Annotated in this window: 10 protein-coding genes and 1 pseudogene; 3 read left to right on the top strand and 8 right to left on the bottom strand. The window is 64.6% G+C overall.

Going from position 1 to position 13,433, the window contains the following annotated elements; genetic code table 11:
- Positions 1-242 precede the first annotated feature (242 nt).
- The 6 genes and pseudogenes from E3O54_RS09995 to E3O54_RS10020 all read right to left on the bottom strand — a co-directional run.
- Positions 243-707: pseudogene (locus tag E3O54_RS09995) on the bottom strand (alpha-L-arabinofuranosidase); the annotation flags it as partial.
- 69 nt (positions 708-776) lie between these two features.
- The gene (locus E3O54_RS10000) at positions 777-2,069 is read right to left on the bottom strand and encodes a family 1 glycosylhydrolase (RefSeq protein WP_134343446.1); all 1,293 of its coding nucleotides are present in this window, start codon (positions 2,067-2,069) and stop codon (positions 777-779) included.
- Positions 2,070-2,119: 50 nt separating this feature from the next.
- Positions 2,120-3,013 (bottom strand): carbohydrate ABC transporter permease, encoded by an 894-nt coding sequence (locus tag E3O54_RS10005; protein WP_134343445.1) that lies wholly within the window; start codon positions 3,011-3,013, stop codon positions 2,120-2,122.
- The gene (locus E3O54_RS10010) at positions 3,010-3,963 is read right to left on the bottom strand and encodes a carbohydrate ABC transporter permease (protein ID WP_134343444.1); all 954 of its coding nucleotides are present in this window, start codon (positions 3,961-3,963) and stop codon (positions 3,010-3,012) included. Before E3O54_RS10010 ends, E3O54_RS10005 begins: the two co-directional genes overlap by 4 nt.
- A gap of 11 nt (positions 3,964-3,974) precedes the next feature.
- Complete coding sequence (locus E3O54_RS10015) at positions 3,975-5,294, bottom strand: ABC transporter substrate-binding protein (RefSeq protein ID WP_241976848.1); 1,320 nt, start codon at positions 5,292-5,294, stop codon at positions 3,975-3,977.
- Between the two features lie 91 nt (positions 5,295-5,385).
- The gene (locus tag E3O54_RS10020; RefSeq protein WP_134343443.1) at positions 5,386-6,429 is read right to left on the bottom strand and encodes a LacI family DNA-binding transcriptional regulator; all 1,044 of its coding nucleotides are present in this window, start codon (positions 6,427-6,429) and stop codon (positions 5,386-5,388) included.
- A gap of 316 nt (positions 6,430-6,745) precedes the next feature.
- Between E3O54_RS10020 and E3O54_RS10025 the strand changes: the two genes are divergently transcribed.
- A complete protein-coding gene (locus tag E3O54_RS10025; protein ID WP_241976850.1) occupies positions 6,746-8,341 on the top strand; it encodes a CBM35 domain-containing protein in 1,596 nt (531 codons plus the stop codon).
- A 556-nt stretch (positions 8,342-8,897) separates the two neighbouring features.
- On the opposite strand, the gene E3O54_RS10030 is transcribed toward E3O54_RS10025, so the two are convergent.
- The gene (locus tag E3O54_RS10030; protein ID WP_134343460.1) at positions 8,898-9,515 is read right to left on the bottom strand and encodes a recombinase family protein; all 618 of its coding nucleotides are present in this window, start codon (positions 9,513-9,515) and stop codon (positions 8,898-8,900) included.
- A 31-nt stretch (positions 9,516-9,546) separates the two neighbouring features.
- Here E3O54_RS10030 and E3O54_RS10035 point away from each other — a divergent pair, with 31 nt between their 5' ends.
- Together E3O54_RS10035 and E3O54_RS10040 are read left to right on the top strand one after the other, a co-directional pair.
- A complete protein-coding gene (locus E3O54_RS10035) occupies positions 9,547-10,233 on the top strand; it encodes a sulfite exporter TauE/SafE family protein (RefSeq protein WP_104102319.1) in 687 nt (228 codons plus the stop codon).
- Between the two features lie 596 nt (positions 10,234-10,829).
- The gene (locus E3O54_RS10040; protein WP_241976852.1) at positions 10,830-12,254 is read left to right on the top strand and encodes an alpha-amylase family protein; all 1,425 of its coding nucleotides are present in this window, start codon (positions 10,830-10,832) and stop codon (positions 12,252-12,254) included.
- Between the two features lie 674 nt (positions 12,255-12,928).
- On the opposite strand, the gene E3O54_RS10045 is transcribed toward E3O54_RS10040, so the two are convergent.
- On the bottom strand, positions 12,929-13,396 hold the full coding sequence (locus tag E3O54_RS10045; protein ID WP_134343440.1) for an SRPBCC family protein: 468 nt from the start codon (positions 13,394-13,396) through the stop codon (positions 12,929-12,931).
- Positions 13,397-13,433 lie beyond the last annotated feature (37 nt).

Consider the following 13,433-nt stretch of genomic DNA (forward strand, 5'->3'; position numbering starts at 1 on the left):
TAGCGGCGCGATCCCACCACGTTGAGATCGCCAACGGTGACCGGTCGTGCGTCCGATCCCCACGCGCTTCGCGGCGGCGATCGGTCCGATCCCGGCAAGTATGAGTTTCCAATACTCGTCTTCGCGGTTGAGGTTTCTCTTGCGCCCACGTCTGGCCATCTTCACACTCCAAATCTTGGTGGAGTGTTGCGACGAGACCTAGAACTCGCCCGGCACTACTGGCCCTGTTTTGGGTCGGCGTTAACACGCTGGTCCGCAAGCGCGGTGCCCTGCGCGAGGTTGGCGTATTCCAGCAGGTCGAGGGCCTCGGCGGTGCCGCGGGTGCCCAGGTTGACGGCCAACATCAGGTCGCTACCGACCGAGTCGAGCCAGTTCTGGAATTCGTGCAGACCCACCTCATTCGACTCCGTGGAGTGCCACGCCAGGTCGAGGCGGGCCGGGCGCTGCTCGATCGGCCCGACGCTGTCTTCCCAGCGGAAACCCGACACGAAATTGCCACCGGGGTAGCGAATTGTCGTGACTCCGAGCTCCTTGACCAGCTCGATGACGTCTTGCCGAAAGCCCTGGGCATCCGCGGTGGGATGGCTCGGTTCGTAGATGCCGTCGTAGACGGCTCGGCCGAGGTGTTCGATGAACGAGCCGAACAAGCGTCGATCGATGGCACCGATGGAAGCGCGGGGGTTTAGGGTCAAATGGGCGTGCGACATCGCAGATCCGTTTCGTCAATGGGTGGGTGGAAGGAAAGCGGGTGTATGGGGGAGGGAGAGCGGCAGGTGTCAGGCGACGACGTCGACTGAATCCATCGACAGTCCCGTGGCCAGGAGACGTGCTTCGGTCGCGTGCCGTTGAAAAGAATCGGCGACCGGGTTGCGTCGCCGGGCGAGCTGTCCCGATGGCGTTTCCAGCAGGTCGTGCAGGCCCATTGTCAGCAGGTGCTCGGCGCGGGGCGCCTGGGTGTGCCGCCATGTCCATTCGTACATGTCGAACAGCGGCCACCAGGTGTAGCCCACCACGTTCACGCCGTCGGCCTTGAGCTCGTGCAGCGCGGCAACGGAGGCGTCCAGCCACCGGCGTCGTTCGGCCACGGTGCCGGTGACGCAGGTCTCAGTGAGCATGACGGGAGCACTATAACGGTCGGCCCAGGTGGTGAGCACCTCTTTCAGGCCCTCCGTGCCGCTGTCTTCATAAGGGCGAGGGTCGGCGAATCCGCCGCCGTGGTGGATTCCCGCCTCAAACACCTCGGTGGAGTGCAGCGGGTAGTAGTTCACGCCCATTACATCGGGGCGAACCGGGTGCGCCCGAAACCAATCGAGCAGGGAGTCGGAGGTGCCGCCACGCTCGAGCTGGCCCAGCAGCGGGTGGTCCGGGCCTACGGCGCCGGTGACGAGGTCCTCGACGAGGAAGCCCTGGTGTCGAAGCCGGGTCACGGTGTCGACATGCTCGGGCGCGTCCAGGGCGCCGGAGTAGCGGATGCCCGCATCGACGTGCACGAAGGTGGCCCGGTCGCCGAGTACTGATGAAATCGCGTGTTGCGTTTTCACGAATCCCTCCGCGAGTGCGGTGGCAATCGACACCATCCCGGTCGGGCCGGAGAGATACGGCGGCCAGTAGGCATACTCGCCCGAGAACAGGGCGTGGATCACGGGTTCGTTGACCGGCGTGTAGTCGGTGGCGAGTTCGCCGTACCGCTCGGCGAACCGTTGGGCGTATTCGGTGACGTGGTCGGGATAGTCGGGATTGGAGAATTGGCCGTCGAGCCAGAGCGGCGTGCCGTAGTGCAGCAGGTCGATGACGGGGCGGAGTCCCAGTTCTGCGAACCGCGCGATGACGCCGTCCACCCACGACCAGTCCCACTGGCCTCGTTCGGCGGCCACTCGATGCCAGGGAACTCCCCAGCGCACCAGTTCGGCGCCGACGTCGCTGGCCAGTTGCAGGTCGCCGGCGTACTGCGCGTAGTGCTCGGTGAGTTCGTATTCGTCGATGGCGCGCTCGCCCGGGCGGGCCTGCGGCACGAAGGTGTCTTCGATGCCGACTGCGAAGTGCAGTCGGCCGTCGTTAAACCAGGTCATTAGTGCTCGTTTCGGTGCTGATGGTGAGTGGGAGTGGGCGGCGGCGTGGGCTATTTCAGGCCGCTGCTCGCGACGCTCTCAATGAAGCGCCGCTGCACCAAGAGGAAGAGGATCGCCAGCGGCAGCACGGCGATGAGTGCGCCGGCCATCATCACACCCTGCGGAACGATGCCGCCGGGACCGGTCAACAGGGTCAGGCCAGAGGTGATCGTGCCGTGGTCCGTTTCGGTGGTGAACACCAACGGCCAGAGCAGGTCGTTCCAGTTGTTGACGAAAGTGAAGATGCCCAGGGTCATCAGTGCCGGAATGGCGTTGGGCAGCACCACGCTCCTGAACACGCGGAACTCGGAGGCGCCGTCGATGCGGGCGGCGTTGTCGAGGTCGCGGGGGAGGGAGAGGAAGAACTGCCGGAGGAAGAAGATACCGAAGGCATCCGCTGCCCGCGGCAGGATCAGCCCGGCGAAGGTGTTAACCCAGCCGAGGTCGGAGACTAGCTGGTAGATCGGGATGAGCGTGGCCTGGAACGGGATCATTAGGCTGGCGATGATGACGATCAGCAGCACCTTGCTGCCCCGAAAATCGAGGCGAGCCAACGCGTAGGCCGCGAGCGAGTCGAACACCAAAGCAAACAGGGTGACCCCGCCAGCGAAGATGAAGCTGTTGCCGATCAGCCGCGCGAAGGGCAGTTCGGAGAAGATCGCCCGAAAGTTGTCGAGCGTCCACTCGGCCGGCGCGAGCGTGGGTGGAAAGGCGTTGACCTCGGAGGCCGGCTTGAACGCCGTCAACACGATGATGATCACAGGCAGCATGATCGCCGCCGTCACGACCAAGAAACCGACGAAATAGAGGGCTCGCGTGAGGCTGACTCGAGGAGGCCGCCGGCGGACGGTGCGGGAGGTGGATGCCGGGGCGTTGAGTGCCGGGCGGCTGAGGGTGCTGGTCATGAGCTGGTGTCCCCTCCACGCCGACCGAAGAACAGGAACTGTACGAGGCTCAGCAGGAGCGTGGCCACCAGCAACACATATGACAGTGCGGAGGCGAACCCGAGTTCGAGGTCCTTGAACCCGGACTGGTAGATCTCCATCACGATGGTTTGCGTGCTCCGGTAGGGCCCGCCTCCGGTGAGCACATAGATCTGATCGAAAGCCTGCAGTGCGGCGATCAAGGCGATCACCACCACGAACGCCATCGTGTTGCTGAGCATCGGGAAGGTCACATTGGTGAATCGGCGCCATCCGTTTGCACCGTCGAGCGAGGCTGCTTCGTACAAACTCTTGGGGATGTCTTGCAGGCCGGCCAGAAAGATCACCATGTAGAAGCCGAAACTCTTCCACACGGCCACGAGCACCACGGTGGGCATGGCCAGCGCCGGATCCTCCAGAACGTTGCCGATGCGGATGCCCACGGCTTGCAGCCAGTAATTCAGCAGGCCGATCTGCGGGTCGAGCAGGTACGACCAGGCGAACGCTGCCACGGCGAGTGACACGATGAACGGCAGGAACAGCGTGGTGCGGAAGAACCCGCGGAAGGGCAGCTGCGGGCTGTTTATCGCGAGGGCCAGCACCAGTGCAACCACCAGGGCCACCGGAGTGAACAACAGGGCATACAGAGCGGTGTTTCCGATCGACTGCAGGATGCTCGAATCGGTGAAGACCCGCGAGTAATTGGCGAGACCGACCCAGGTTTCCTGCCCGAAGCCGCTCGCGTCGGTGAAGGAGAGACGGAGGGCCGAGAGCATCGGCCAGCCCACAAAGGCCGTGAGGATGATCAAGCCAGGGGCCAGGAACCCGACGACGACGGCCCGCCGGCGGAAGCCGTCGTTGAGCGGTCGTCGGCCGCCGAGCTGGCCTGGAGGCCGCCAGGGTCGGCGGCGCTGCACAGTTGGAGTCGTCATCGGGTTCCGGTTCAGTTGTCCAGAGCCTGCTGCACCGCGGCCTGCGCGGCGGTGAGTAGTTCGGCGGGGTCGCCGCCGGCGAGAGCCTTCTGGGTGGCTTCGTCCACGGCGGTGAGCACGTCGGTGCTGTTGACGACGCCGGGCAGGAGAGCGCGGCTGGTGTCGGAGAATTCGGTGAGGGCGGCGACGGTGGCGTTCGCGCTGACATCTTCCGAGGTCACATCGGTGCGCAGCGCGGGCCAGCCGGATCCGAGCGACCAGAGGGTGGCGACATCCTTCTCGTTGAAGTAGGCCAGGAACTTCTCCGCGGCGGCCTGCTCGGCCTCGGTCGCCTGCTCGGTGACGGCCATCGAGACGCCGATCGCCGACGCGGCTTGGGCCTCGGGGCCGGCCGGGATAGCTGCGATGCCGTAGTTGATGCCGGCGTCGGTGGCGAGGCCCGTCATCCAGGGGCCGCCGATGTGCATGACGGCCTTGCCCGAGGTGAAGAGGGCGTCGGCATCGATGCCGTCGAGCCCGGTCGGCGAGATCGCATCCTTCTGAACGGCATCCGCCCAGTAGGTGAGCGTGTCGATATTGGCGGCCGAGTCCACTGTGGCCTTCGTGCCATCGTCGTTCGTGATCGAGCCGCCACCGCCCTCGAAGAGGCTCGCCCAGACGCCGTTGCCGACGGTGCCGTGGTCGGGCAGGGCCAGGCCGTACTGCTCGGGAGTGCCGTCACCGTCGGCATCGATCGTGGTGGCCTTTGCCGCGACGACCCAGTCGTCCCAGGTGGTCGGGAAGGTCGTGACGCCGGCTGCGGCCAGCTTGTCCTTGTCGTAGAAGACCGACAGCGGAACGAAACCGGTGGGGACGCCGTACTTGGAGCCGTCGACGGTTTCCATCGCGACGGCCTCAGTGTTCAGCTCGGCGGTGTTGCTCGTGTCATCGGCATAGAAGTCATCGAGGTTGACGAGCGCCTTCTTGGACGCGTAGACCGGCAGGCGCTCCGCCGGCATGGCGACAATCTGGGGGCCTTCACCAGAGGAGAGCGCCGTGAGGAGGGTGTCGTCGATGACGGCCCAGGTCTTGGTCTGGGTGGTGACCTTGACCTCGTCCTGCGACGCATTGAAGTCCTCGACGATGCCGTTGAGCACGTCGCCGTCGGCCTCGGTGTAACCGTGCCAGAAGGTCAGCGCGACGGGGCCGTCGCTGGCGGCGGGGATGGCGGCGCAGCCGGACAAACCGGAAACGACGACGGCGGAGACCGCAAAGGCGGCCATCAGCTTCTTCACTGGGTACCTGCTATCTGCTTCCCACGGCGCTGTCGGGAAGCTCTTGGAAGTGGACACTCGATGCAATTTACATCGATGTAAATTTGAAGGTACGCCATCGCCTGGGTGCTGTCAACACCTTCTTGTCCCAGACCGCGAAGCGGCCCCGTCAGTCGTGGAGCTGGGTCTTCACGGTGGTTGGGATAAGCCTCGCGGGGATGGGAATCGTGGACGCGCGCACCTTGAGCGAGTAGCCGACCTCCACATGCACCGACTCCGAAGCGTCGTCGCCCACTGCGATGCGGGCGAGTACGCGGTCCACGGCCAGGCGGGCGAGTTCTTCGCGGCCGGGGGAGATGGTGGTGAGGGCGGGGGTGGAGAAGCGCGCGTCTTCGATATCGTCGAAGCCAACCACGGCAACGTCCTCGGGAACCCGCAGGCCCGCCCGCTGCAGGGCGCTCATGGCGCCGAGGGCGAGGGCATCGTTGAAGCAGACCAGCCCGTCGAACCGGGTGCCGGCGGCCAGAAGTTGGGTCACGGCCGCCGCTCCATCGGAGCGGTGCCAGAGTGGCACGTCGGCGACCAGCTCGGGAGAGATGCCGAGGCCTCGAGCCGCGAGCGCTTCCGCGTAGCCGTTGAATCGCAGCGCGCTGGTGCCCACGGGCCCTTCTGGATGCGCCCCGACCACGGCGATCCGGCTGCGGCCCAGGTCGAGCAGGTGCTCCGTGGCCGTGCGGATGGCGGCGGTATTGGGCAGTGTGACGTGATCAGCGGGGCTGCCCTCGACCCAGTCGCCCAAGACCACCACCGGGAAGTCGACGGACAGGCCGCTGACGTCACCGGGGCCGAGCGCGATAGGGCTGAAGATGAGGCCGTCGATCGCGTGGCGGCGCATCGCGGCGACCGTGGCGATCTCGTCGTCGTCACTGCTGGTCTGCTCTATGAGCACGGTGTAGTCGTGGGCCTTCGCGGCGCGGATGACGGCATCCGCTAGTTCAGCGAAGTACGCCTGGCTCAGGTCGGGCACGGCGAGCCCAATCACCTTGGTGCGCCCCGACCGCAGGTTGCGGGCAGAGATGTTGATCTCGTAGTCCAGCTCGGTTACGGCGCTCATGACCCGGTCGTGCATGCGGGTGCTCACGTGCTCGTAGCCTGACAGCACGTTAGAGACGGTCTTGACCGAGACCCCGGCGAGGCGGGCGACATCCTGCATTGTCGCGGGCGAACCGTTGCCTCTCACCGTTGCCCCATTCCCCACGCGTGCTGTGTTCCGGATATCACCTCGACGGTACCTCACCGGGGCTTGCTCGTGCGGGAGCGACGGCAGCTCCGTGTCAGAACGGAACCCTTGACACCGGCCGTGGCGGTGATCTACGTTTGGCCTCGCTAGTTTACAACGATGTAAATCAGGCGGGCGAGCCTGCAATCCTCCAGAGAAAGACCACATGATGACAACGTCGTTAGCCAGCACTCCACGACCACCCCGCCGTTTCCGGCGGTGGGCCACTGCATCTACCCTGGCCGTAGCCATGGTCGCTGCGCTCGTGTCAGCCACCCCGGCGGTGGCGGTGACCACGGGTAACGGCGCGCTGGTCTATTCCCCGGCGGCGGGCACCTCGTTCAACCCCGAAGGCGGCCGTGCGGCCGGCACGACCTATTCCAAGATGATCGTTCTCAAGAACAGCGGCACCTCGAACGGGACCCAACTGGTCACCTTCGACCAACTCGTTCTGGAGAACGGGGTACAGGTCTACCCGATCTATCGCAGCACTAACAACGGAACCTCTTGGACCCGCATCGCGGCCGTCAAGCCGAGCACGCAGTTCCCGTCTCTCACCCGTACCTCCCAGCCGTCGCTGTACGAAACACCGGTTCAGCTGGGCACGATGCCGGCCGGAACCCTGCTCCTGTCGGGCATGATCATGCCCACCGATCGCTCGAGCAGCCGCCTGGTGATGTACAAGAGCCTCGACCACGGGGTGACCTGGTCGTTCGTGAGTACCGTTGACACCGGAGGGCCGGCCACGTACGACCCGAGCCCGACCTCCACCACCTCGACGGTTTGGGAGCCATCCGTCGCTGTCGACGCCAACGGGGGTCTGGTCACCTACTTCTCCGACGAGCGGCAGAAGGCCAACAACGTTTTGCAGGCGGTGAGCTACCGCCGGTCGACCGACGGCGGCCTCACCTGGGGCGGGGTGGTGAACGTTTCGGCGCCGACCAATTCGAGTGATCGCCCCGGCATGATCACTGTGACGCGGCTGCCCGATGGTCGCTACCTGGCCACCTTCGAAGTGGTTAACCGCCCGAGCCAGCAGAACAACACAGCTCCGGTGTATTTCAAGACGTCGCCGGATGGTTTGACCTGGTCACCGGAGACGAGCATCGGTACCAAGATCGTGCTCGCGAATGGGCGCGGCATCGGTTCGTCCCCCGAGGTACGTTGGGTGCCGACGGCTGGCACCGCCAACGGTATGATCGTGGTCTCGTCGAAATGGGCGCTCGATGCGTCGGGCAACATCAGCGGAGGCCAGAACTTTGTCGTCAATCGCAACCTGGGCAGCGGGTCCTGGGAGCAATTGCCGTACGCAGTGACCTACGACTCTGCGGACACCGAGGGAGGAACGTTCAGCGGCTTCGCACAGGGCTTCGATAGCAGCGCCGATGCCAAGACGCTTTACCAGGCGACCAACGTCGAGAACCTGACGACTACGTATAACGACGTCCGGGTCGGGTCCATCCCGATCAACGCCCAACAGTACGAGGCCGAGTTGGCGTCGCTCACCGACACCAGCCTTGTCACACAGCCGGATGCTAAGGGCGGCTCCAAGGTTGGCAACATCAACAACGCCACCAGCATCGTGAAATTCACGGTGCAGGTGGCGACCGCCGGAAACTACACAATGAACGTGCGCTACGACAACGGCACGGGTGCCGCGAGCACGCACACCGTCAGTGTGAACGGAGGAGCGCTCTCGTCGGTGGCGTACCCGGCCACGCCCAACTGGGGTCGCTTCGGCTGGGCGCAGAAAACGATCGCTCTGGTGGCCGGCACCAACACGATCACCTTCACAAAGGGCACTGGCTTCGCCGAGCTGGACCAAATTCAGCTCTACCAGCCGTAGTTCCTGACTCCGTTGACGCGAACGGGTACCTAAGATCAGGCCGACGTCCTGCTCGAGCCAACGGCCACGAAAAATGTTCAGAAAGGCGGGCTGTGAAACCCAGGGTCGTCGGCCCCACCCATCGGGGTGGGGCCAGACAGCCGTCCCTGATTTCCTGCCGCTTTCTGGTGATACGACTCGGACGTGCCCAAAAATACCCGAGAGAGGTTTGCGAGCGATCGGTTCGTGTGCTTGATCGTTTGAAGGACTGCCTCTCACTGTGGCGGGGTGTCACGGCCAGACGACGAAGCCGAGCTGCTCGGCAGAAAACCTGCGGAAGCCGGTCGCTCAGGCACAAGCTGAGGCACGGGACGTGCGGCGGAACATCCACGATCGCGGTCACCTTATACGTCGGCTACTCTGCGCCGCTGAGCGCCATATCGTTGCGCGTGTGTCGAATTCCACAGAGGGCACCCCGTCAGCTACCGCGTCCAACCCGTAGGTGTGACGTGGTGGCAACTTCGAGAGTCGTCCACATGACCAGTTTACGAGGCCTACTTCAAACCGGGCAATAAGTTCACAACAAGGTCACGGTGCGAATAGAGCGGCTCGTCCTTGAGATTAAGCCGCTCTCGCGGGACGAGGAGGCTTGTTGGTGGCGGTAGAGAGTCGCTCGGCTCCAGCCCACGAGGTGGGCCGCGTCTTCAGTGGTGCGCCCCTTCGCTCGAGCGGCGGTTGCGATCACGAGTTTGTCGGCGATGACGGCTGGGTCTGAGAGGGGCCGGCCGAAGCGGGTGCCGGATTGACGGGCGGCGGCGATGCCAGAGGTGACGCGCTCGACGATGAGTTCCCGTTCGTATTCGGCGAAAGTGGCCAGCATGTTCAGCATGAGCCGTCTGGTGGTGGCTGGGTCGATGCCGTCCGAAATGGACCGCACATTCACGCCGCGCTCGCGCAGCAGAGTGACCGTATTCAGGACATCGATCAACGATCGTCCCAAGCGATCCACCCGCCACACCATGACAGTGTCATCAGGATCGGCATACTCGAGCAACTTCGTCATCCCCGGCCGCTCAATCGCGGTCTCACTCCCGGACGGGATATCAGCGAACACATCTCGCTTCTGCACCCCGGCGGCGGCCAGCGCATCCAGCTGAAGTTCAGCCGCTGGCTCCGGGGCCTCACTGCACCTCATCAGCACCGACGGCGCCCCCATAGGCCTCGTTATGTTGACCCCGGCGCGAGCCGGAAGAGTTGGACGCCAGCCCAGCTCCTCGCCGACGTACTACGATCCAGCTAACCAGTCAGCTCATCGTACTGGCCGCGATCGTGTTTTCGCATGTTGCGGCGAATGTCTAGTTAGTGCGATCACGCTGTGGTCCGACGTGAACATCCGTGTGGCGGCCCTGTTGCTGGTGACTTCCGCGATCGGGATCGTCCCCGGGACCCTGATCGCAAAGTCGCTGCCGGCCAGCTGGCTCGGTATCCTCATCGGCGGCGTGACGCTCGCTGCTCTGGCCGCGACGGTATTCCTGCGCAAAAGCAAGCTCTTCGTAGGAGCGCGGGGCACCGGAATCGCCGGCGCCCTGTCCGGATTCATGAACGTGACCGCAGTCGTGGGCGGGCCGCCAATCGCCATCTATGCCAACTCCACCAACTGGGAGTACAAAGAGTATCTGGCCACCGTCCAGCTTTACTTCGCAGGTCTGAACGTTCTGTCGCTGCTCGCACGGGGAGTGCCTGACCTCCCGACGGCAGGATGGGCGGTCGCGGTGGGAGCCGCGGTGGCAGGTCTCGTGATCGGAAACCTCCTCAGTTCAACCATCAACGAGTCGGTCGCGAAAAAGGCGGTCCTGGCCATCGCGGGTATCGGCTCCCTAGCAACAGTGGTCCAGGGCGTGTTGACTCTTTAGAACGACCGACGAAAGCCACGATCCCCGAACGTCAACGACATGATCCGCCCAATCGCTGTGATCGGCACCGGAACGTCTTTCCTGCGACCGCCTGATGCTGACCACGATTTGGCGGGAAGAAAGAGGGCGTGGCGAGAGAGCGTCGCGGGCCCTGATTCCTCGCGGCGGGTGCTCCAGCATCCTGCGGAATGGTGATGCTCGCTGGGGCCTGGGGTTTCACTCGCTTCCCGTTGGCGCGGTCAATGGCCATGTAGGTGCCGGGTGTGGGATAGATGAAGCGCTGGAATCCGTCCTTGTCTGGTCGGCCTTTCGGCTTCATCGCCTCCGGACTCGTCTTTCGGGCGACTTCCGACGAGGGTGAGAGCACGCCTCGCCGGCGTTCCGGAAGGATTCCACCAGCCCTCGGGCGAGTATTAGGTGGCTGGCGCACAGTAACTCGGCATGCGCTTGCACTATTGCAAGCGCTTGCAGTAGCGTGACCCGAGGGTGTAGTACCTCGTTTACCGAGTTCCGCTTCCGCGGCCCACTCGCAATCGCCCGTTCCCAATGGAGCGCGTCGGCGTGGTCCGCTGGCGCGCGCGACAAGGAGTTTCATCGTGCGCAGATCAACCCGTCCGTTGTTTGCAGCGGTGGCCGGCCTGGCCCTAGTCCTGACCCTGAGCCTCGATGTAGGAGTGACAACGCCCCGGGCGGATGCGAGTCCGCCGGGTGCCAAGGACGTCACGGCGACGCTCTTCGAGTGGTCCTTCGCATCGGTCGCCCGGGCCTGCACGGATACCCTCGGTCCCAAGGGGTATGGATTCGTCGAGGTCTCGCCGGCCCAGGAGCACATCCAGGGCTCGCAGTGGTGGACCTCCTACCAGCCGGTCAGCTACAAGATCGCCGGGCGACTCGGCAACGAGGCCGCCTTTTCGAGCATGGTCAGCACCTGCCACACCGCCGGTGTCAAGGTCGTGGCCGACGCGGTGATCAACCATATGAGTGCGGGTTCCGGCACGGGCACGGGGGGCACCGTCTACAGCAAGTACGACTACCCGGGCTACTACCAGAACCAGGACTTCCACTCCTGCCGGACCCCGATCACCAACTACAGCGACCGCTCCAACGTGCAGAACTGCGAGCTCGTCGGCCTCGCCGATCTCGACACGGCGAGCACCTACGTGCAGTCCACCATCGCGGCGTACCTCAACCACCTCAGCGCCCTCGGCGTCGATGGTTTCCGGATCGACGGCGCCAAGCACATGGCCGCGGCCGACCTCTCCGCCATCAAAGCAAAGCTGACCAACTCGAGCGTCTACTGGGCGCAGGAGGTCATCGCCGGCGGGAACGAGGCGGTCCAGCCGGGCGAATACACCTCGACCGGCGATGTCGACGAATTCCGTGGGGCCTTCGACCTCAAACGCATGTTCACCAGCGACAAGATCGCCTACCTGAACACATGGGGCGAGTCCTGGGGCTACCTCGCGAGTAACAAGGCGCGGGTCTTCGTGGACAACTGGGACACCGAGCGCAACGGCTCGACCCTCAGCTACAAGGACGGCAACACTTACACGCTCGCGAACATCTTCATGCTGGCCTGGCCCTACGGCTCGCCGAACGTGTACTCGGGCTATGAATTCAGCAACACGGATGCCGGCCCGCCGACTGGCGGCACGGTCAACGCCTGCTACAGCGACGGCTGGAAGTGCCAGCACGCTTGGCGGCAGATCGCGAACATGGTCGCCTTCCGCAATACCGTGACGGGCACCTCGGTGACGAACTGGTGGTCTAACGGCAACAACGCGATCGCCTTCGGTCGGGGGAGTGGGGGCTTCGTCGTGATCAACCACGAGGGTGGCGCGATCAGCCAGACGTTCAAGACCTCCCTGCCCGCAGGAAGCTACTGCGACGTCCAGCACGGCGACCCCGGCGCGGGCGGCTCCTGCTCGGGCCCAAGCTACTTCGTCGCCGCTGACGGAACCTTCACCGCTACCGTGGGCGCCGGCGACTCGATCGCCCTGCACGCCGGAGCCCGCACGTAAGTGGATAGCCAACGCCATAGCTAGGGCTTCCGCGGCCTCGATGACTGGCCAACACCGACGTGCATTCCGTCTCAACGTGGCGATCGCGATGTGCGTTGAGGGTCGCCCAGACCAGTTCGTCGCGGTCGTACGCGCCAAACACGCGAAAACCCCGGTTCCAGAGGTCTTGAGTGGCGTCGGCATCCAACAGCACGTGCGGGGTGGCTGACGTGAATGGGTAGTCGGCGTTGTTTGTCTTTTCCAGCTCATACAGATCGGCCGAGGAGGTCACAGTCAATTCGGAAACGCTGAGTCCGGCAGCCTGAACTCGCGAGAGCGCCAGGCGGAAGTTCGACAGATTTGGCGGATCCGCCAGTTCAAGCCGGGCACTCCAAGATCGGCCGACGACAGTGAACCCTCGTGCCTCCAAGCCCTCTCGCTGTGGATCAACGTCTCGCAACATCAACGATCACCGCAACGACGAGTGCCGAAGGTGCCACGTGGAAGGAAGGCGTCGTGGCTCTGGCGGCTCGTTTGCGTACTCCAGCGGGTGGGAGTAGCTCGTCGTGTGCTGCTGTCTCCCCAGCGGCCCTGTCGCTGCGCCCTCCCGACCGCACCGCTGGCAGCATCTGGCGAGGCGTACGCCCGTGCACACGGGGGCCTTGGCGTCCAGTCAGGACGCGAGCACCGTCACGTCAAGCGCGGGCGTAGCGCAGCGCAAGTTGGCGCAGGGTGGCTTCGATACCGGCGGCGTTCTGCCGAGGAAAGCCGAGCAACTCAAAGACCTTGCCCTGCACGGCTGGGACGGTGCTGTAGTCGAACGTCTCAGTGACGCGCGTCGACGTGGGCGTGAGCGGCGTGAGTTCCCAGCGCCACCGGTGGCCCGCTGGGCTACTCCATTCCACAAGCCGACCGTCCTCGAAGCGCGTCACCGTGCTGGTGATGCGATACCGGAGTCCGTGCTGCTTCATCGCTACCGAGAATTGTGCGCCCTGGCTGAGCCGCCGCGGACCCGACACTGTGTCGCGGACGGTGCCCGAGCCGTCCAGCTCACCGTGACGGTGCGGATCAGCCACCAACGCGAAGACGTCGTCGGCCGAAGCCGGCACCTCGACAGTGCGCGCGACTTGGCGCGGTCCTTGCTCAACCTGTTCGACCGTCATGCTCGCTAGCCTAGGTCGTTCCCAACCGCCACTCCCC

This window comes from Cryobacterium sp. TMT2-4, assembly GCF_004402575.1.
Classification (GTDB): Bacteria; Actinomycetota; Actinomycetes; order Actinomycetales; family Microbacteriaceae; genus Cryobacterium; species Cryobacterium sandaracinum.